The 20,766-nt window shown below is 70.9% G+C and carries 10 protein-coding genes; all 10 read right to left on the bottom strand.

Annotation, left to right across the window (positions count from 1 at the left end; all coding sequences use genetic code 11):
• Positions 1–148: 148 nt before the first annotated feature.
• The 10 genes from JOE59_RS04435 to JOE59_RS04390 all read right to left on the bottom strand — a co-directional run bounded on the left by JOE59_RS04435 (position 149) and on the right by JOE59_RS04390 (position 20,736).
• A complete protein-coding gene (locus JOE59_RS04435; RefSeq protein ID WP_204459112.1) occupies positions 149–649 on the bottom strand; it encodes an FHA domain-containing protein in 501 nt (166 codons plus the stop codon).
• Between the two features lie 43 nt (positions 650–692).
• Entirely contained in the window at positions 693–3,143 is a 2,451-nt protein-coding gene (locus JOE59_RS04430) for a transglutaminase TgpA family protein (RefSeq protein ID WP_204459111.1), read from the bottom strand.
• Between the two features lie 62 nt (positions 3,144–3,205).
• Positions 3,206–4,525: a DUF58 domain-containing protein gene (locus tag JOE59_RS04425; RefSeq protein WP_204459110.1), complete on the bottom strand. Its 1,320-nt coding sequence runs from the start codon at positions 4,523–4,525 to the stop codon at positions 3,206–3,208.
• A complete protein-coding gene (locus JOE59_RS04420) occupies positions 4,522–5,490 on the bottom strand; it encodes an AAA family ATPase (protein ID WP_204459109.1) in 969 nt (322 codons plus the stop codon). Before JOE59_RS04420 ends, JOE59_RS04425 begins: the two co-directional genes overlap by 4 nt.
• A gap of 43 nt (positions 5,491–5,533) precedes the next feature.
• Complete coding sequence (locus JOE59_RS04415) at positions 5,534–10,843, bottom strand: Ig-like domain-containing protein (protein ID WP_204459108.1); 5,310 nt, start codon at positions 10,841–10,843, stop codon at positions 5,534–5,536.
• Positions 10,844–10,994: 151 nt separating this feature from the next.
• Complete coding sequence (locus JOE59_RS04410; protein WP_204459107.1) at positions 10,995–16,220, bottom strand: Ig-like domain-containing protein; 5,226 nt, start codon at positions 16,218–16,220, stop codon at positions 10,995–10,997.
• Positions 16,217–16,918 carry a hypothetical protein gene (locus JOE59_RS04405; protein ID WP_179550506.1) on the bottom strand — a complete coding sequence of 234 codons (702 nt, stop codon included), beginning with the start codon at positions 16,916–16,918 and terminating at the stop codon, positions 16,217–16,219. The genes JOE59_RS04410 and JOE59_RS04405 overlap by 4 nt, the downstream gene beginning before the upstream one ends.
• On the bottom strand, positions 16,906–18,642 hold the full coding sequence (locus JOE59_RS04400) for a serine/threonine protein kinase (RefSeq protein ID WP_204459106.1): 1,737 nt from the start codon (positions 18,640–18,642) through the stop codon (positions 16,906–16,908). Before JOE59_RS04400 ends, JOE59_RS04405 begins: the two co-directional genes overlap by 13 nt.
• A complete protein-coding gene (locus tag JOE59_RS04395) occupies positions 18,642–19,862 on the bottom strand; it encodes an FHA domain-containing protein (protein WP_204459105.1) in 1,221 nt (406 codons plus the stop codon). The genes JOE59_RS04400 and JOE59_RS04395 overlap by 1 nt, the downstream gene beginning before the upstream one ends.
• Positions 19,843–20,736 carry a PP2C family protein-serine/threonine phosphatase gene (locus JOE59_RS04390; RefSeq protein ID WP_307836945.1) on the bottom strand — a complete coding sequence of 298 codons (894 nt, stop codon included), beginning with the start codon at positions 20,734–20,736 and terminating at the stop codon, positions 19,843–19,845. Before JOE59_RS04390 ends, JOE59_RS04395 begins: the two co-directional genes overlap by 20 nt.
• Positions 20,737–20,766 lie beyond the last annotated feature (30 nt).

Raw genomic sequence — 20,766 nt, 5'->3', positions numbered from 1 at the left:
CCAGGGGTCAGCCGACGACAGACTCCGCGGCGGGGAAGGCCTCAGAACGAAGCCCCGCCGCGGCAACGAAGGAGAAGACGTCGTCGTGCGCGCACAACTTCAGGCTAACACCTCGAAAACGTCGGCCCCGCCAGATGACGCCGAGCGGTCACGCCCGCTCGACGCGCACCGCGAAGGTGCCGAGTTCGACCCGGTCGCCCGGCGAGAGCACCACGCGCTCGCCCGGATCGAGGTCGCGCTCGACGCCGTGCGCATCGGTCACGAGCACGCCGTTCGTCGAGTGCAGGTCGGTGATCGAGAGCTCGGCGCCCTCGAGATCGACGATGGCGTGGGTCTTCGACACCGACTTCGCCGCATCGACGACGGGCACGAGCACCGCGTGCGGCCGCACGGGCACGTGTGCCGGGTCGCGACCGAGCACGAGCGAACCGCCGACCTGGAACCGCTGGCCGTCGTCGAGCGAGAGGATCCACGGCCCGTGCGGCACGGCCTGCGCCTCGGGCAGGACGGGCTGCGGCGGCGGCGCGGGCGCCGCCGGCGTGAACGTCGGGAAGGCGGCCGGCGCCACGGCAGGCGCGGGCCGCGGCGGCGCCTCGACCGTGTCGGGGATCAACCCGGGAGGCGGAACGATGAACCCCTCGTGTTCCACGGCTCCACTCTAGGCGAGCACGCGACGCCGGCGCAGCACCGTGTCATCCTGCTGCGGGTGCCGCAGCCTCGCCGCTTCCGGGCCCAGCGCGCTTGGCCGCCTTCGCAGGCTTGGCCGGCTTCGCTCCCGAGATGTCGACCTGCGCCCAGTCCCGCTTCGACCGGATGCGGAAGCGGCTGAAGAGACGCCTGAGACGACCGGATGCCGCGCGTGCGAGGCCGACCGCCTCGGTCGCGGCGCTCCAGCTCTCGTCGACGACGCTCTGCTCGATCTCCTCGCCTCCGAAGACCGCCCGGTCGGTGGCATCGGCCAACGGCATCACCCGGATGCCGCTCGCGGGCGCATCGGCGCGGACGACCCGCACGGGGCCCGTGTCGGTGTGCGCTCCGCGCGCATCGCCGAGACCCTGTTCGCGCAGCTGCCGCTCGATCACCGTGGCCGTCTGACGGCGGCTGCCGACGCGCGGCACGTCGAAGCCGAGTTCGGCGAACTCGTCGGTCAGCTCGTCCCAGGCCCCCGCGACGCGTCGATCCCCCGACCCGCGGTTGCGCCGCCGTCGGCGACGGCGCGCCTTGATCGCCGCGATCACGAGCATCGTGCCGAAGAACAGCAGCAGTGGAATGCCGACCACGCCGGCCGTGACCCAGGCCCACAGCGGGATGACGAAGGGCTGGTTCTTCTTCTCGTCGTCGCTGTCGTCGATCTCGACGGCGGTGAGCAGGTCCTCGTCCTCGTTGTCGCTCCTCGGAGGCTGGCGCACCTGCGGCTGCGGCTCCGATTTCGGCTTCGGGGTCTGATCCTGCGGGATGTCGGTCTCGTCGGGAGTGGGATGGAACGCCACCCAGCCCACGTCCTCGAAGGCGACCTCGACCCAGGCCGTGACGTCGTCGCCCACGACCTCGACGGATTCGGCGTCGTCACCGATCTGCGGCGCGAATCCCATGACCACCCGGGCCGGGTACCCGAGGTACCTGGCCATGAGGGCCATCGCCGAGGCGTACTGCTCCTCGTCGCCGATCATCTGGCTCCGTGTGAAGAGCTCGATCATGCGGTCGGCGCCGTGTCCGGCACGAGAGGGGACGGCGTCGGAGGCGAGGCCATGACTCAGGAAGCCCTGGGTCTTCAGCGCCGTCTCGATCGCGCGCAGCTGCTCGATGGGAGTCTCGGCGTCGCCGGCGAACTCCTGCGCCTTGGCGACGACGACGTCGGGCGTGTTCTCGACCGGTGCGAGGTCGATCAGGGCTGCCGGGGTGTCGAGGAGATCGTCGTCGTCGATCCCCTTCTGCAGCGTCGCATCGATCGAGTAGCGGTACGCCTCGTCGACGCCGCTCGTCAGCACCGCGGTGCCGGTCGCGGAGTTGTAGCGCAGGTCGCCCGCGCTGGCGACGCTCGCGGCGTCGTCGAACGCCAAGCGGGTCGGATACCCGACGCCCGGCAGCCAGACGTCGTCGTAGGCGGAGATCTCGATCTCGGCCGAACGTTCGGCGCCCGCGCGCATGAGCTCGGGCAACGGCAGCGTCTCGCCGACGAGTTCGAACCCGCCGTCGGAGGAGGTCATGTCCTCGGGGCCGGCGACGTTCCAGAGACGGCCGTCGTACGAGTCCATGCTCGCGAGCCGGATGACATCGCCGGGCTCGAGCCCCTTCGCCGTGAAGAGCGTCGTGTCTGCGAGGTCCTTCGTGTACGCGCGGAAGCCCGCGAGCGGGCTCGGGAACGCGAGCGGATCGAACGGCGGAGTGATCTCCTCGCGCAGCACGAAGCGATCGGGCTGCGTCGGGGCGAGCGCGGTGCCGGCGAGGGCGCCGACGAGCACCGCGCCCGTGACGAGCATGCCCGTTCCGGCGAACTTGCGTCGCCGCAGCCGGGTCGCTCCCTCATCGCTCGCCGCAGGAGCGGCCTGTCGGCGCCAGCCGAGCCAGATGAGCGCGATCGCGGCGAACGCGACGCCGCGGACTCCGGCGAAGTAGGTCTCGTCGGTGCCGAGCAGGATGCCCGAGAGGAACAGGAGCGCCGGGCCGATGAGCAGCACGGTCGACCGGAGCGGCGTGCGCCGGACAACCAGCCAGCGGCTCGCGAGCATCGTGCCGACGAGCGCGACCAGCCAGGTCGCGAAGTACGGCACGACCGGGATGTAGTAGGGCGCCTCGACCGGTGTCTGGAGGGTGACGATGTCCGCCCAGCCCCACACGGCGCCGAGCGCGAGGCCCGCGAGCGATTCGAGGCTCGGCACCACCCCGAACAACGACTGGGCGGGCATCGTGAGCGCGCTGCCGAACAGGAAGTAGCCGAGCAGGGCGGCGAGCACGTTCGTGACCACACCGAGGCGGAGCACGTAGCCGAGCACGCCGAACGCGGTGCCGACGACGAGACCGCCGATCCCGGCGATCAGGAAGTTGTAGTCGCCGAACGAGGTCTCGTAGCCGATGACGCCGAGGAGCGACAGCACCGAGATGATCGCGACGTCGGGCCACGCCCGGGCCGGGAACGGCCGCATGGCGGACGGAGCGGCGGACGCCGGCGTCGAAGGGACCGCGTGTACGGGAGTCGAGGATTCGGTCACGGTCGCACCCGCCGCATCACTCGGGGAAGATCGCCGATCGCGCCGATCGTCACGACCGTGAGGCCCGACACCTTCGCGATGCGCGACGGCGCGCCGAACTCGGCACGGAACCCGATGGTCTGCGTGTCGAGGCCGAAGACCGTCTCGGCGGCGCGGAAGTCGGCGAGCGGCACCTGCGACCCTCCGACGATCATCACGACGCTCGGCGGCGGCAGGCGCTTCGTCGAGTCCCGCGCGAAGTCGCGCAGGTTCGCATGGTCGCCCGAGGTCTCGACCAGACGCGAGGAGTCATCGAGCAGCGACGTCGGGGTGGCGGTGGAGAGCGGCATCCGCTCGCTCACGATGCTCATCCTGGTGCCGTCGCGCACGACCTGGACCCCGATCGACGCGGTGATGGAGATGGCGAGTTCGAACTCGTCTTCGGAGGCGTAGGCGGCGCGGTCGGTGGTGTGCACGATCGTGAGCTGCGACCGGCGGGTCTCCTCGAACTGGCGCACCATGAGTTGGCCGGTGCGGGCGGAGGTGCGCCAGTGCACGTTGCGAAGCGCATCGCCCGGTTCGTAGGAGCGCAGGGCGTGGAAGGAGATGTCGTCGTTCGTGATCGTCTTCGTGACCTCGCCCTCGAGGTCGCGCACGAGACCGGAGGCGCTCGGCGCCAGCCGAGCCGTGACGGGGTGCACGAAGAGCTCGACCTCGTCGGTCCAGCGCACGGTGCGGCGCAGCAGCCCGAGCTGGTCGCCGCGCACCGTGATCGCCGGACCGGCGACGATGACGGCACGACGATGGGTCGGCACGGCGAAGAGCTCGTCGTGCTCGGCGCCCGGCGCGAGCACCGGAACCACGAACTCGGCGACGGCGCCGCCCACCGGCAGCTCCGTGCGAGACGGGATCGACGGCTTCGCGGCGATGTTCGTCACGAGCATGCGGCCGAGCGCACGCTCGCCCGCGACGACGCGGTGCGGGTTCAGCTCGATGTGCACGCTGAAGTTCGCGCGGCCGAAGACGAATGCGACCGCGACGAGGAGTGCTGCGGCGAGCGTCGCCGCGACGAACCCGAACTCGATCCAGCCGAAGATGCGGCTGAGCGCGAACGCTACCACCGCGCCGGCGAGCACGATCCAGCCGAGGGGCGAGACCACGCTCGTCACCGGCGCCGCGAACCCGAAGACGCGGCCCAGGGCCTGCCCCGACAGCCGGAGCGCGTTGCGGACGCCGCCCGTGATGGCTCGCCAGACACCCCGCAGGGCGATCGTGGTCTGCGAGGGCACGCGCGGAGCGGCGGCCTCCGGGCGTTCGGGCGCGGCGGTGCTCGTCATGCCGCGCGGTACGCGGGCGGTTCGATGTCGACCAGCACTCGGCTCACGATGTCTTCGGCGGTGACGCCGGCGAAGTCCGACTCGGGATCGACGATGATGCGGTGCGCGAGCACGGGCACCGCCAGCTCCCGCACGTCGTCGGGCGTCACGTAGGTGCGCCCCTGCGACAGCGCCCACGTCTTGACGGCACGCGCGAGTGCGAGCGCGCCGCGCATGCTGACGCCGAGCGTGGAGTCCTTGTGGGTGCGGGTGGCGGTCACGATGTGGTTGAGGTACGCGAGCACGGATGCGTCGACGAACACCTCCGAGGCCAGCTGGGCCATCGCCGCCACCGACCCGGGGGCGATGATCGGCGAGACCTTCGATGCACGGGCACGGTTCGACGAGTCGAGGAGCAGGGCGACCGCGGTGTTGTGGTCGGGGTAGCCGAGCGACGTCTTGATCAGGAAGCGGTCGAGCTGCGCCTCGGGCAGCGTGTAGGTGCCGGCCTGCTCGACGGGGTTCTGCGTCGCGATGACCATGAACGGGCGGCCCACATCGTGGCTCACGCCGTCGACGGTGACGCGCGCCTCCTCCATGACCTCGAGCAGGGCCGACTGCGTCTTGGGGCTCGCACGGTTGATCTCGTCGGCGAGCACGATCGAGGCGAAGATCGGGCCCTTGTGGAACTCGAAGACGCCCTTGCCCTGGTCGTAGATCGTCACGCCGGTGACATCCGACGGAAGCAGGTCGGGGGTGAACTGGATGCGCGAGTTCGAGCCGTCGAGCGTGTTCGCGAGCGCCTTGGCGAGCACCGTCTTGCCGGTGCCCGGCACGTCTTCGAGCAGCACGTGGCCGTCGCTGAGCAGCGCCGTCACCACGAGCCTGATGACCTCGCGCTTGCCGAGGATCGCCTGGTCGACGTTGTCGACGAGCTTCGCGAATGCGTCGGCGAACCAGTCCGCCTGTTCCTGTGTCACTGACATACGTGCTCCTCTGAGATGTTCTGGCTGTGCTGGTGACGCCGGGTCACCACGAGTTGAAGTTGATGCTGTTCCACTGACTGCCGCTGATGGCACCGAGCGTGCGAGAGGTGCCACCGCTCACGTTCTCGAAGTGCACCGCGATCGTCTCGCCCGCCGATCGCACACCGAGGTGGTTCTGCAGCTGCGCGCGGCCGTCGGCTCCGATGGACATGGTCTCCTTGTAGCTGCCCACCGCGCCGCCGTTGATCGTGGCGTAGACCTTGTAGGTGCCGGGATCCATGTTGTACCAGGTGATGCGCACCTCGGCGCAGCCGCCGCCGCCGCTCTGGCACGAGATGCTCGCGCCCTTGCCGATCGATCCCGACGGCTGCGGGTTGCTGACGACGGTCGAGGCGCTCGCGCCGGGACCCGTCTGGCCGCTGCCCCGGTTGATCGCCTGCACCTCGACGGTCCAGGTGCCCGCGCTCGCGCCGCCGGTCGACGCCGACGTCGCGTTCGTGTAGTTCCAGGCCCCGCCGTTCAGGCGCCACTTGTACTGCAGGGATCCGCCGCCGGTGATCGACGGCTCGCTCCAGTTCATGTTCAGCGTGGCGGGCGCGGTGCCGCCCGCGCTGATCGACACGTTGCGCGGGGCCGTGGGCGTGCCGTAGGGCGTCACGGTGTCACTCGCGGGCGATGCCGCGGAGCTGCCCTTCTCATTCCTCGCGGTCACGGTGAACGCGTACCCCTGACCGTTGGTCAGGTTGCCGATCGGCTGGTTCGAACCCGCAGCGTCGGCAGGGAAGGTCTTCTCGCCGCCCGACCAACGAACGGTGTAGTCGATGATCGGAGAGTTGTTGGTCGCGGGCGCCTGCCACCTGATGGTGGCGGCCCCGTCGCCGGCGGATGCCACAGGCTGCGCGGGCCGGTCGGGCGGGGCGCGCACGATCACGGTCGCCCGGCCGGTCACCTCGCGCAACGGATCCTTCGTGCCGTCCTGCACCCGGTAGACGATGCTCAGCTCGCCCGTGAACGTCGGGCCGGTCGTGACCGTGATGTCGGAAGCGGTGTAGCTCACGCTCGCCGTGGACCCGACCGACGCCTGATCGATCTGGGCATCGATGATCCTGAGCGGCACGCCGTCGGACTCGAACGGGTTGAGGTCGTTGGCGAGCACGTCGATGCCCTTGCTCGTCGCGGGCTCCATCTCGACAGGGCCGTCGTCGCGAACCTGCGCGGTCGGCCTGGAGGAGCTCACGACCTCGACGTCGATCGATCCGGGGACCGAGAACTCCTTGTAGTCGACCGTGAACGTGAGCGTCGTCTTCGTGCCGGGCTGCACGCCGAGAGGCGAGCCGACGGTGAGCATCGACCCGTTGAGGCTCGCCGTGAAGTCCTCGCTCTGGCCCTGCAGGCCGTTGTACGTCAGCTGCTGCAGGATCGCGTCGCTCGGGTGGCCGCTCGACTCGCGCAGATCGATCTCCTGCGCGGCCTCTCCGGCCTCGACCTGCACGGTGCGGGGCGTGAACGACGGCGGCACGTCTTCGAAGTTCGGGTCGCCGACGGTCACGTTGATCGTGAGGAACGCCTTCCTGCCCTTCGGGTCGGTCGCACTCTCGCCGTCGGTCACCTCGAAGGTCACGCTCGCCGGCCCGCGGTAGTCCTCCGCCGGGGTGTAGGTGAGCGTCGAGGCATCCGTCATCGGAGACGTGCCGTCGCTGTTGGACGCCGTCGCGGAGAGGATGCGCGCCGGCTTGCCGGAGGGCACGATCACGATGTCGCCGAGGTTCCACGAGATCGTGCCGTTCATGCGCACGATCTGCGGACCGAGGTCGGCGAGGTACGGAGGCGGGAAGACCTGCTCCTGCTCCTTCTGCTCGTCGTCATCGGGGGCGACGTTCGGGGGCACGACGATGAAGGCCATCGCCGTCAGGTCGTCGACCTCGTTCGTCAGGCGGTAGGCGATCGCCTGGCGCTCCGACGTCGGGGTGACCTTGACGGTGCCGTCGCTCATCACCTCGGCGTTCTCGGAGTTCGGCCCCTCGACGGCGACCGCGAGGTCTTCGACGAGTCCGCCGGGGTTCTGGGCGTCCTTCAGCGGGTCGACGGTCACGCTGCTCTTGTCGGCGACCTGCTTCGGCTCCACGATCTTGTCGCGCGCGGTCGGCGGTTCGATCTTCGCGTCCTTCGCGACGAGCACCTGGATGAACGCGCCGTCGGCGCCGCCGTGCCCGTTGGTGATCTCGTACCGCACCGAGCTGCCGCCCTCGGCCTCGGGCGCCTCGACGAGCACGCGGTTGTTCTTCACGCTCGCGGTGAGTCCATCGCCCACCTCGGGCAGCTTCTTCTGCACCTTGATCGGGTAGCCGCTCGGGTCGGAGTCGTTCGCGAGCACGTCGATCGCCGCGCGACGGCCGGGCCGGAGTTCGACGACGTCGTCGACCGCGTTCGGCGGCAGCGCCTCGGAAGGTCGCGGAATGACGCCGATGCGGATCGTGCCGGTCGCAGAGGCGCCGCTGGTGTCGGCGACCTCGTAGGTGAAGGTGTCGGTGCCGGCAGAGCCCGCGTTCGCCTCGTAGCTGATGTGCGTGCTGCCGATGTCGGTGATGCGACCGAGCGAGGGCGGCGTGGTGATGCCGACGAGGGTGACGGAGTCGCCGTCGGGGTCGAGGCCGTCGAGGGGGATGTCGATCTTGACGGCGGTGCCCTCGAAGGTGCGGGAGGTCAGCGGCAGCGGGAGCGGTGCGCGGTTGCCCTCGGCATCGGGAGCGACGACCGTGAAGCGCACGACGGCCGAGGCCGATTGCTCGTAGTCGTCGGAGATGCGGTAGCCGACGGAGTAGACGCCGGGCTTCTTCGGCGCCTGGTAGCGGACCGTTCCCTCGGAGGTGAAGGCGAGCCCGCCTGCGCCGCTGACATCGGCGAGCTCGCTGTCGAGCGTGATCGGCGCGGCATCGGGGTGGTAGTCGTTCTCGAGCACCGGCACGGTCACGATGTCGCCCGCGCGCACGGCGACCGCGTCGTCGACGGCGACCGGTGGCTGGTGCTTGACGAGCGGCGGAACGGGCACGACGGTGACGGTGGTCGTCGAGGTCGCGATGCCGTCTGACACGGTGTACGCGAACTGGAGCTGCTCGGTGAGCGCCTCGGACGCCGTGATCCTCGCGACCGCGTTGTTCAGCACCTCGACCGAGAGCAGGTCGCCGGATGCCTCGGTGTCGACGGTCTGCACGGCGAGCACCCGGCCGCTCGGCGAGACGTCGTTGATGAGCACCGGCAGGGTCGTCGGCTCGCCCGGACGGAGGTACGCGGTGTCTTTCACCGCGATCGGGGGCGGCGACTCCCCCGGAGCCTCCTTGACGTCGACGCGGATCAGGCCGACGCTCGTCGCCGCACCGGCGCCGAGGTTGTAGATGAAGATGTGGCTGCCGACCTGCCGGGACGAGAAGGCGATGGCACCCCGCTCGAGGTTCGGGGTCACGGAGGCGCTGGACGGCGTGCCCTCGACCCCGAGGAGCGCCAGCGGCTCTCCCGACGGACTGAGGTCGTTGGCGAGCGGTTCGATCATCACCGTCTCGCCGGCGAAGACCTCGGCGAAGTCGGGAGTGCCGACCGGGTTCAGCGCGCCCGGTTCCTTGACCTCGACGGTCAGCACCCCGGCCGAGGTGACCGTGCCGTCGGAGACGACGAACTGCACCTCCTTGGTGCCGAGTTCACCGGTCTTGTGCTCGAAGGTGACGAAGCCGTCGGGAGCGAACCGGACGGAGTCGCCGGTGGTCGGCGAGGCGCTCACGAGGAAGACGTCGTCGCCGTCGGGATCGATCCAGTCGCTGAGCACGTTGTAGCCCATCGCCTTGCCCTGCTCGACGCTGATCGCGCCCTCGCGGATGGCGACGGGCGGGTTGTTCTCGGCGATCGGGCGGATCGTCACGTCGACATGGGCCTGTGCGACGCCGAGGCGTCCGTCGTCGGCCGTGTACTGGAACGACACCGTGCCCGAAGCCCCCGGCGCCGGGGTGAACTGCAGCGCTCGGCCGCCGTCGATGACCTCGAGCTTGCCCGACTCCTCGGCGATCTCGCCGACGTTCGTCGCGGTCAGCACGTCGCCGTCGGGGTCCGTGTCGTTCTCGAGCACCTCGAGCAGCGTCGTGCGCCCCGGGCGCACACCGAACTCGTCGTCGCGCGCGGTGGGCGGCCGGTTCGTCTCGCTGCGTTCGGCGAGCGTGTCCTCGAAGGTCTGCTGGGACGCCTTCTCGTCGCCCTCCTCGGCGTCGCTCTCATCGGGCGGAGTCACTTCGTCCCAGTTGTCGACGAGGCGCATGTTGGAGTCGACGAGCCACACGTTGCCGTTCGACAGGTTGTTCAGCGCGATGACGCTGCGGTTCACGCGGAACTCGAGGCGCGAACCGGCGGTGACCTGGTCGATGGTCTGCACGGCCGGTTCACGTCCGTCGCAGGCGCTGACGTACCGGCCGACGCCCGCCCACGCCCCGTGGGCGCACCCGTCGAGCCAGACCGGGCTCGCGACCTCGTCGGCAGTGGTCGGAGCATCGATGTCGGCGGCGATCGCCTCGACGTCTCCGCCCGCGAGCGGAACCCGCAGGAGGCCCTCGCCCGACGCGAGGAGCACCGAGTCGCTCTCGGCGCCGACCTGCTGGATCTTGAGCGCCGTCTCATCGAGCTGCCGCGCGCTGCCACCGATGATGAGCGCGTTCTTCTCGGTGTCGAGCACCACCGGCTCGTCGCCGACGATCGACAGCTGATGCTCGCCGATCGCCGGGAGCTCGCTCGTCTCGGGTCCGCTGCCCGGCGACGTGATCTTCACGAGCTCGTCGTCGGCAGCGGAGCTCGCGTAGACGACGCCGTCGTTCGATACCGCGACGTGCGCGCCCTTGCCGAGCTGGGCGATCGGCTCGGTGTCGGCAGGGTTCAGCTGCAGATCGCCCGCGGCACCCGTGACCCAGAGCTCGCCCTTCGGCGAGACGATCGCGAGCGTCTCGCCGCCGTGGTCGACCTCGGACCCCGGAGGGGCGGCGATGCCCTGGCCGAGCGTGGTGAACGCGGGATCGATGCGCTCGATCGAGCCGAGGCTCTCGTCGTAGAGGAAGACATCGTCGCCGTCCTGCAGCACGTCGAACGCGTTCGATGCGGTATTGACCGCGGCATCGAGTTCTTCGATCTGCCGGTTGAGCCGACCCGCGAGCAGTTCCTTGCCGTTGGTGACCCACACCTCGCGGGCCGCGAGGTCGACGTCGGTCACGGGGAAGCCCTGATGGAGCACGGCGAAGGTGAGCGGAATGCCTGCGAGCAGTGAGATCGCCACGGTCGATGCGGCAGCCTTGCGAGTGCGCACCCAAGACGTGAAGGTACTCACTCCGTCACTCCCCTGTTCCGCTCGACCTCGGTACCGGCGCCGAGCTCAACCCCCACACCGGGGTACACGGTAACACGATCGCGGGCGGAGTCGACATGGGCAGGACTCCCCTCGTCGCAATGCCCGCCTCGCCTGCGGGGGACGCCCCCGTTCAACAGTCGGGCACGGTGCGCGCGCCGCGGTTCGTGTGTGCGGCCAGCACGAACCATCCGTTGTAGACGCCGCTCGCCTGGGCCATGTAGAAGTAGCTCTCACCCCATCGTTGCGAACGGCAGACGGCGTCGATGGCCGTGCCCGCCGAGAGCATTCCCGCGGGGTTCATCGTGCATCCGCGTTCGGCGTTCGTCGGCGGGTTCGTGTACGTCTCGTCGGGTTCGGGGCAGGTGCTCTGCGTCACCGTGGTCGCGTTGACCGGAACCCACGGCGCGGTGGGCGTCGCCGTGCCCGACATGGTGCGGGGCCCGCACCCGGCGATGTTGCACGCGGCAACGAAGTACCGGGAGCCAGTGCCGTTCGCACCGGTCGCCGACGCCGTGGTGCCCGTCGCGGTGCCCGAACCACCGGGAGTGCCCTCGAACGTCCACTCGTAGCGCGAGATGCCGCGTCCGCCGTCGTCGTTCGGCGCCGCCCAGCTCAGCGAGAGTCGCGCGTCGCCCGACGCCGACGCCACGAGGTTCGCGCTCGCGGGTGCGCCCGGCAGGCCGAACGGCGTGCCCGAGGCGCTCGATGGCGAGGCACCCGACGTGCCGATGCCGTTGACGGCCTCGACCTGGAAGCGATACGCCGTGCCGTTCGCCAGACCCGAGATCGTGTGCACGAGTCCTGCGGCATCGGCGGTGAAGTCGGTGCTGCCGCCGTTCCAGGACAGCCGGTAGCCCGAGATCGTCGAGTTGTTGTCGGGCGGAGCCGACCAGCGCACGCTCACCGCACCGTTCTGCTCCGAGACGATCACGGGGGCCTTCGGCGCCTCGGGTCGATCGCGAACGGTCACCATGACCCGGCCCTGGGTCTGTCGGCTCGGATCCTTCGTCGCGTCCTGGATGCGGTAGATCACGCTGAGGGTTCCCGTGAACGAGGCGCCGGTCTGCACGGTGATCCCCGTCGACGTGTGGGTCACCGTGGCGCTCGAACCGACATCCGTCTGGTCGATCTCGGCGGCGACGACCTGCAGCGCCGTTCCGGGGAACGGATTGACGTCGTTGGCGAGCACGTCGAGCGTCTGCGAGTCGCTGCGGAGCATCTCGAACGGTCCGTCGTCGAGCGCCTGGGGCTTCGCACGGGTCGATGAGACGACGGTGACGTCGACGTGGCCCGGCACGGTGAACTCGCCGAGCACGACGTCGAACGAGAGTCGCGTCGCCGTTCCCGTCGCGACGCCGAGTGGAGCGGAGACGGTGAGGATGCCGCCGGCCACGGTCGCCTCGATGTCCGGCGTCGCGCCGCGGAGGTTCGCATAGCCGACGCGTTCGAGCATCGCCGGGTTCGGGTGGTCGGTCGATGCTCGGAGATCGATCGCGAGCGGAGCCTCGCCGGCCTCGATGGTCTCGGAACGCGGGGTGAAGACGGGCGGGGTGTCGGCGAACTCGGGGTCGCCGACGAAGACCGGGATGGTGAGGAAGACGTTGCGCCGGTCGCCGGACTTCGCGTCGGCCCGGTCGGTGACCTCGAAGGTGACCGATGCCTCGCCGCGGTAGTCCCGCTTCGGCACGTACTGCAGGGTCTGCTCGTCGACGAACGACGACTCCGCCCAGTTCGTGCTCGTCGCGCTCAGCGATCGCACCGGGCGGCCCGACGGCGCCACGACGATGTCGGAGACCTGCCAGGAGATGCGCCCGTTCATGGGCACGACGATCCGATCGAGATCGGCGAGGTACGGGTCGGCCGCGTCCTCGCCGGCGGCCGGAACGACGATGAACGCCATCGCGTCGAGCTCGTCGAGCTCGTTCGTGAGCCGGAACGCGACGGCGAATCGGCGCGAGCTCGGGCGCACCTCGACGCTGCCGTCCTGGAGTAGCGTCGCCCGGTCGGCGTTCGGTCCCTCGAGCCGCACGGTGAGGTCGTCGACGAGGCCTCCGGGGTTGGTGGCCTCGCGCAAGGGGTCCACCCGCACCGTGTCGACGCCCACGACGTCGGCCGGTTCGAGGACCTGATCCGATGCGGTCGGGGGCAGCACCGTCGCGTCGTGCTTCACGACGACCTGGACGAACGCCGTGTCGGCGCCGCCGTGCCCGTTGGAGACCTCGTACCGCAGGGTGAACGCGCCTTCGTGCTCGGGCGCCGTGACGACCACGCGGCGGCGGTCGTCGATCTCGGCCTCGAGGGCGTCGTCGACCTGCGGGAGGTCGACGACGCCGAGCGCGCGTCCGCTCGGGTCCGAGTCGTTCAGGAGCACCTCGACGGAGGCGCGACGACCGGGTTTCATCTCGATCGCGTCGTCGACGGCGTTCGGCGGGGCCGAGGTCTCGGGCGGCGGGATCACCCCGATCCGGATCGACCCGGTGGCCCGTTCGCCGAGCGCGTCGTGCACCTCGTAGGTGATCGTGTCGGTGCCGCTGGAGCCCTCGAACGCCTCGTACGTGATCGACGTGCTCGTCTGTTCGACGACGCGGCCGAGGGTCGCCCCGCCGAGCACACCGGTGAGCACGAGCGAATCGCCGTCGGGGTCGAGTCCGTCGAGCGGGATGTCGACGGTGACGGCGGAGCCTGCGAACGTGCGCGAGGTGAGCGGTGGCAGGGCTGGGGCGGTGTTCCCCTCGTCGTCGCGGGCGACGACGGTGAAGCCGATGCTCGCGCGGGCGGTCTGCTCGAAGTCGTCGACGACGGAGTAGACCGCCGTGTACGTGCCGGGCTCCTCCGGCGCTTGGAAGCGCACCCGGGAACGGTCGACGAAGGCGACGCCCCCGCCGAGCTCGGTCGAGGCGAGTTCCGGCAGCACCCGCATCGCGGCGGCATCCGGGTGGTAGTCGTTGCCGAGCACGTCCACCGTCGCGATGTCGCCGGCGCGCACCTTCGCCGTGTCGTCCACCGCGACCGGCGGTTGGTGCTTCACGAGCGGGGGCACCGGAACGACGGTGACGGTGGCGCTCGAGACGCCGCTGCCGTCGGAGATCGTGTATCGCAGTTGCAGCTGGCGGTCGAGCGCCTCGACCGCCGAGATGCGCAGGGCGGTGTTCGTCAGCACCTCGACCGACACGAGATCGTCGATCCCGGTGGCGTCGACGGACTGCACGGCCAGCACCCGACCCGACGGGGACACGTCGTTCGCGAGCACCGACACCGTGGTCGGCTCTCCCGGGCGGAGGTACGCGGTGTCGACGACGGCGATGGGCGGCGGGTCCGCCGCGGGCTGCTCGACGATGCGCACGCGAACGAGGCCGACGCTGACGGATGCCCCTGCGCCGAGGTCGTACAGCACGGTGAAGTCACCCGGCTCGGGCGAGGAGAACGCGATCGTGCCCCGCTCGAGGTCGGGCGTCGCCGTGAGGCCGCCCGGGATCTCGTCGATGCCGAGCAGCGCGAGTGGCGCTCCGGACGGGCTGAGGTCGTTCGCCAGCGGCTCGAGGAGCACGGTCTCGCCGGCGAAGCCCTGCTCGAAGTCCGGTGTGCCCACGGGGTTCAGCGACCCGACGGCCTGCACGTCGACGGTCAGCGTGCCGGAGGCGGACGTCTGCCCGTCGGAGACCGTGTACGCGACCTCCTTCAGCCCGAGCTCGCCGCTCCGATGCTCGAACGTGACGAACCCGTCGGGGCTGAAGCGGACCGTATCCCCGCCCGTCGGCGACGCGTTCACGAGGAAGACGTCGTCGCCGTCGGGATCCGTCCAGTCGGAGAGCACGTTGTAGCTGATCTGCTGCCCCTGCTCCACGCCGACCGCCGCCTCCCGCGAGGCGACCGGCGCCGCGTTCTCGCCGGCCGGCACGATGCGGACGTTCACCGCTGCTTCGGCGGCACCCGATCGTCCGTCTTCGACGGAGTAGCGGAACGACACCGTTCCGGCCGCGCCGTCGGCCGGCGTGAACTGCAGCGCACGACCGTCGTCGATCAGCTCGAGACGGCCGAGGGATGCCGCGACCTCGGGCACCGACGTGATGGTGAGCACATCGCCGTCGGGGTCGGTGTCGTTCTCGAGCACCTCCAGCAGTGTCGTGCGATCGGGTCGCACCCCGAGCTCGTCGTCACGCGCCGTCGGCGGGCGGTTGGACTCCGTGCGCTCCGCGAGCGTGTCCTCGAACACCTGCTGGGCGCTCTTCTCGTCGCCCTCCAGCTCATCGGACTCCTCGGGCGGCGTGACCTCCTCCCAGTTGTCCACGAGACGGAGGTTCGCGTCGACGAGCCAGGTGTTGCCCGAGTTCAGGTCGTTCAGCGCGACCACATCGCGATTCACCCGGAACTCGAGCCGGGCGCCCACCGTCACCGGCTCGATCCGCGACTGCAGCGGCTCGGCGTCGCGGCACTGCGAGACATACGACGACGACGTCGCCCATGCCCCGTGCACGCACCCCTCGACGAACACCGGCGCGGCGACCTCCTCGGCCGAGCGGGCCGGCTCCGCCCCTGCGACATCCACGTCGATCTCGCGCACCGACGCCCCGTCGAGCGGCACCGCGAGGAGCGACGCGGCGCCGGCGACGTAGGCCGTGTCGTGCTCGGGCCCGGACTGCTGCAGCCGCAGCGCGTCGCCGGGCAGCTCGATCTCGCGACCCTCGACGAGCAGCACGTCACGCTCGGTGTCGAGCACGACCGCGCGATCGCCCACTGCGGCCAACTGGTGCGCCCCGAACCCTGGCAGGTCGGTCGTGAGCGGTGGGCCGCCGTCGCTGGCGAGCCGGTGCAGCTCGTGCGCGCCCGGTTCGGTCACGAACGTCGTGCCGTCGGCGCCGACCGCGACCTCGGCGTCGGGGCCGACGTCGATCGCGGGCTTCGTGCCCGCCGCATCGAACGACAGCTCACCGCCCGCGGGGATCGTCCACAGCTCGCCGCGCGGCGACAGCACGGCGAGCACATCGCCGCCGAACGCCACGCGAGAGCCGATCGGCACGTCGACACGCTGCGTCAGGGTGGTGAAGGCGGGGTCGATCCGCTCGATCGAACCCGCGTCGCGATCGTAGAGGAAGACGTCCGCCCCGTCTTGGAGCACGTCGGCGCCGTTCGACTGCGTCGCGACGGACGCATCGAGTTCCTCGATCTGACGGTTCAGTCGTCCGGCGAGCAGTTCCTCGCCGTTGGTGACCCACACCTCGCGCGCCCGCAGGTCGGGATCGGTCACCGGGAACCCGCGGTGCATGGCCGCGACCGTGACGCCGCCGACCGCCATCAGCGACAGCACCACGCCCGAGGCGAGCCCCTTGCGAGCCCGCAGCCAAGCGATCGGGCTCACTCCGCTGCCGCGTCGAGCAGGGGCAGGTCGTCGATGCTCACGAGGCGCGTGGCGACGGCGTACTCCACGAGCCGGGCGCGACGGTTGGTCGCCAGCTTGCCGCGACCGCCGCGCAGCCCGTCGACGCCGATGCGGTCGAGCTTCTCGCAGACGTTGTCGAGCTTGCGGTTGAAGGTCGTCATGCTCCAGCCGAGGCGGGCGGCGGCCTCGGCCGAGCTCGGAACCAGTGCCCGCCCGCCCGCCGGCTGCGACAGGACGTTCTCGGCCAGTGAGACCACGAGTAGCCGCTGGCTCGAGGTCAGCGTCACGGGCAGGATCGTCGTGCCTCCGTCGGTGGGTGCCGCGGTGAGGGAGGTGTTGTAGAAGTCCTCTTCGGCATGCACCGTGAAGTCGTACGTCGTCGCACCCGCGCTGAACATCACGTGCACGGTCTGGAACACGAGCGGCAGCTTCGCGCCGGGCGCGAGCCAGGCCTGCACGCTGCCCGTGGCATCGGAGATCGTGGCCGAGAGGATCTGGCCGACGTTGGAGAGCCACCAGAGCCCGTACTCCGCCGACAGCGTGAGGAACGTGCGATGCAGGTACGGGTTGTCGTCGATCGTGAGGTCGGACTCCCGCCCGATCGTGAAGGGGGCTCCGACCTCGACGGTGTAGGTCTCCCCGCAGTACTCGACCCGCAGTGGTCTCACGGCGTGCACCCCGTCATCGGCTCGGACAGCTTGCTGCCCCGCTGCACCTTCACGTCGATGCAGGTTCGGATTCCCGACGAGGTGCCCTCGACGGTGATCGTCGACCCCGTGGACACCTGCGGGTCGCCCGAGCCGTCGGTGAGTTCCCAGCGGTAGCGGTCGCCCTTTTCGGGGTCGGCATGCGACACCTCGAACGTGACGCTGGACCCGTCGGCGCTCGCGACGCCGGAGGAGACCACGGGAGCCGGAATGGTCTGCCCGATGACGGCGTTCTCGCCGCCCGGATCCGTCGTCTCGGCGACGATGGGCTGCATCAGGGAGCCGGACATCGCGATCGCGATGCCGATCACGGCCGCCACGACGACGCCGGCCACGATCGTGATGATGAGCCCGACCCGGTTGCGCCGCGGCGCTGCGGATGCCTCGGGCGACGTGCCCGGCGTGCCGACCGCGCCGCCGGAAGCGCCGGCAACCGGGTGAGCGCCGTGACCGACCGGTCGCACGATGGTCGAGTCCGGCGCGGCCATCGCGTGCTGCGACGACGAACCTCCGGCAGCTGAGGGCCGCACGATCGTCGAGTCCGGCACCTCGACGGCTCCCGGACGACGCACCACGGTGCCGTCGTCGACGAGCGCACCGGAGGCGGGCACCATGGGAGCCTGTGCCTGGATCTGCTGCGGCGAACGCGCCCGCGTGGCATCCTCATCGCGCGGCGGCGTCCGCGGCGCCTGCGGAGCCTGCGCGTCGACCGTGCGCACCGAGCGGGCGCGCGTCGCATCGGCGTCGTCGGGCTCGGCCTCCTCGCGCGCACTCGCGAGGTTCGGCACCTCGATGTTCGTGGCGGCGTAGCCGAGTTCGAGTTCGACGCGCTGCAGCGCCCTGGCGAACTCGACGGCACTCGGGTACCGGTCGTCGCGTCGACTCGCCATGCCCTTGGCGAGCACGGCGATCAGGCTGCGCGGCACGTCGGAGCGGTCCATCGGCGTGATCGCCCCGCGTTCGATGCGCCCGATGAGGTCGAGCGAGCCGTTCGAGCGCCCGGGGATCTCGAACGGGGTGCGCCCCGCGATCAGCGTGTGCACGGTCGCCGCGAGCGAGAACACGTCGCTGCGGGTGTCGGGGCGCGGGTCGTCCTCGAACATCTCGGGAGGCGACCACGGCACGCTCATGCCGACGGCGGACTGGCCGGATCCGGTACCGGAAGCGAGGTCGCTCGCCGTCACGGTGTGCACGGGCAGTTCGCCCTCGAGGTTCGACGAGATGCCGAAGTCGGTGAGGGCCGGCCATCCGTAGTCGTTCGTGAGCACGTTGGCCGGCTTGATGTCGCGGTGCAGGATGCCGGCGGCGTGCGCCGTCGCGATCGCACCGGCGAGCCGAACGCCCGTGCGCAGCGCGTCTTCGATCGACAGCGGCTGCCGCTTGTACCGTTCGGCGAGGCTCGGACCGGAGCAGTACTCCATGACGAAGTACGGACGGCCGTCGGCCGAGACGTCGGCATGGAAGATCGTGACGATGAACGGATGCGCCGACAGCTGCGCCATCAGGTTCGCCTCGGCGACGAACTGCGCCTTGGTGTCGCGGCCGAGGCCCTCGGCGAGCAGCACCTTGACCGCGACCTTGCGTCGCGGCAGCTTCTGCTCGTAGAGGAAGACGTCGGCGAACCCGCCCGACCCGAGCAGCCCGTGCGCGGCGTAGCCGGGCAGCTCCGGCGGGGTGGACGGGGCGCGACGCATCAGCCGCCCACCACCTGGATGGTCCAGCCGCCGCCGAGGTCGACGACGGTGCCGGTGAGCACCGGGGTCGGCTCGCCCGATCGCAGCTTCACGGGTGCCTTGCCGGGCGCCACGACGTGAGTGCCGTTGCGTGAGTGCAGGTCGGTGATGACGACGGTGTCGCCCTCGAGGGCGAGTCGCACGTGGCTGCGCGAGATGTCGGGGTCGCCGAGTCCGATCGTGATGAGTCTGGGGATGCGACCGCCCGACACCTTGCTCACGCTCGGGGCACGACCGAGCACGACCTCGTGACCGATCGATTCGAGGGTGCCGTCGGGCATCCGGATGCTGGCCTGCGGCGCCGCGGCGGGTGCCGCCGGCGCTCCCCCGGCCGGGGTCGCCACCGCTCCGCGCGCCGCGCGCTCCTCGCGGAGCCGACGGATGTCGATGCTCGCGACGGTCATCCCGTCGTGGTCGCCGTCGACCGGTTGCGCTGCGGCGACGGCGGCGGGCGGTCCCGCGGGCAGCCCGTTGGCGAAGGCGGAGGAGGACCCGGCGATCGTCTCCTCGTCGGGCACCATCGTGAGTTCGACCGGCATGGTGACGCGGGCGGGCGGCGCAGGGGGCTCCGGTGCGGGCGGCGACGCCGGAGCTGCCGCAGGCGCCGGAGCGGGCGCGGGCTCCGGTGCGGGCGCGGAGACCGGGGCAGCTGCCGGAGCAGGAGCAGCCGCCGATGCAGGCGCAGGCGCCGACACCGCGACCGGGGCGGCATCGGCGGCCGCGCCGGGCCGGGGCTCGGGCGCGAGCGGTTCGACGCCCTCGGAGACGATCGAGCGCAGCGGCACCACGGCTTCGACGACGGGCAGCGACGGCGCCGAGGCATCCGTTCCGCCGTCGACGACGATCTCGATCGAGGAGGCGCCGTCGAGCACGCGCTCGACCCAGGTCGACACCCCGGCGTCGTGGATCTCGTCGGAAGCGGAGCGCACGCTGACGGGGCCGCGCACGACGACTCGCGCGGTGCCGGCCTCCGCATCGCGCACCACGAGAGCGAACGGGGGCGTTGCGGCGAGTCCCTGCGCGGTGAGCCGATCGAGCACCAGCGACGTCGGGTCGCCGGTGCCGAGCTCGGGCCAGAGGGCGGTGAGCCGGTCGGTCGCATCGGCGCGGACGACGAGGATCACTCCGCCGCGAACCGCGGCGAACCATGCCGCCTCGGAATCATGCCGGTACGTCGCCATCTCCGCCTCCCCCAGTGCGCGGCCGTGTCTCCTCGACCGCTCTCGACAGCCTCCCGCGCCGATCGCGCGTGGTCTCGTCATCGTCGTCGTCGGCCCCGAGCACGGACTCGACGACGATCGCCGTCACGTTGTCGCGACCGCCGTGCGCGAGCGCTGTATCGACGAGCTCGCCGGCGAGCCCCGCCGCGTGCCCCGCGTCGCCCGCGAGGATGTGCGCGATCGTGCGATCGTCGACCTCCTTCGTGAGGCCGTCGCTGCAGACGAGGAACACCTGGCGCCCCGCGGCGGGGATCAGCCAGACATCGGGGTCGACGAACTCGTCGGCGCCGAGCGCCCGCGTGATGACATTGCGTTCGGGGTGTCGTTCGGCGTCTTCGGGCTGGATCAGCCCCGCGTCGACGAGTTCCTGCACGGCCGAGTGATCGACGCTCAACTGGTCGAGGGTGCGGCCGTCCCAGGCGTAGACGCGCGAGTCGCCGATGTTGAAGACCATCCAGTGGAATCCGGCGCCGTCGCCGGCATCGACGAGAGCGACGCCCGACAGGGTCGTGCCCGCGACCGCGGTGCCCTCTTCGCCCACCTCGCTCAGCGCGCGAACGGCCTCGTTCGAGCTGTGGATGGCGTCGAGCACCTGCTCGGGCGACGAGGGCACGCCGAACTCGAGGTGCCGGGAGAACGTCTCGATGACGGCCCGGCTCGCCGCGTCGCCGCGGGCGTGGCCGCCCATGCCGTCGGCGACGAGGTAGATGGGGGCCTCCGCCAGGAAGGAGTCCTCATTGACGCTGCGGACACGACCGACGTCGGTTCGCGCGCTGTGCGCGATGAGCGCAGCCCCGCGGGTCAGGGCGACGACGCCCTCGCCATCACCTGACACGGTTCTCCTCGGATCGAGCGGGAAGGTCGG

Origin of the sequence: Agromyces cerinus (assembly GCF_016907835.1) — a bacterium.
In the GTDB taxonomy this organism is placed as follows: Bacteria; Actinomycetota; Actinomycetes; order Actinomycetales; family Microbacteriaceae; genus Agromyces; species Agromyces nitratus.
The sequence above is the reverse complement of the archived record's forward strand: the minus strand, read 5'-3'. Positions and strand labels throughout refer to the sequence as shown.

Coding starts and splice junctions, on each gene's coding strand:
- JOE59_RS04400 (WP_204459106.1), bottom strand. CDS start 18,642: ATGCGTCGCGCCCCGTCCACCCCGCCGGAGCTGCCCGGCTACGCCGCG.
- JOE59_RS04420 (WP_204459109.1), bottom strand. CDS start 5,490: ATGTCAGTGACACAGGAACAGGCGGACTGGTTCGCCGACGCATTCGCG.
- JOE59_RS04430 (WP_204459111.1), bottom strand. CDS start 3,143: ATGCGGCCGTTCCCGGCCCGGGCGTGGCCCGACGTCGCGATCATCTCG.
- JOE59_RS04425 (WP_204459110.1), bottom strand. CDS start 4,525: ATGACGAGCACCGCCGCGCCCGAACGCCCGGAGGCCGCCGCTCCGCGC.
- JOE59_RS04395 (WP_204459105.1), bottom strand. CDS start 19,862: ATGGCGACGTACCGGCATGATTCCGAGGCGGCATGGTTCGCCGCGGTT.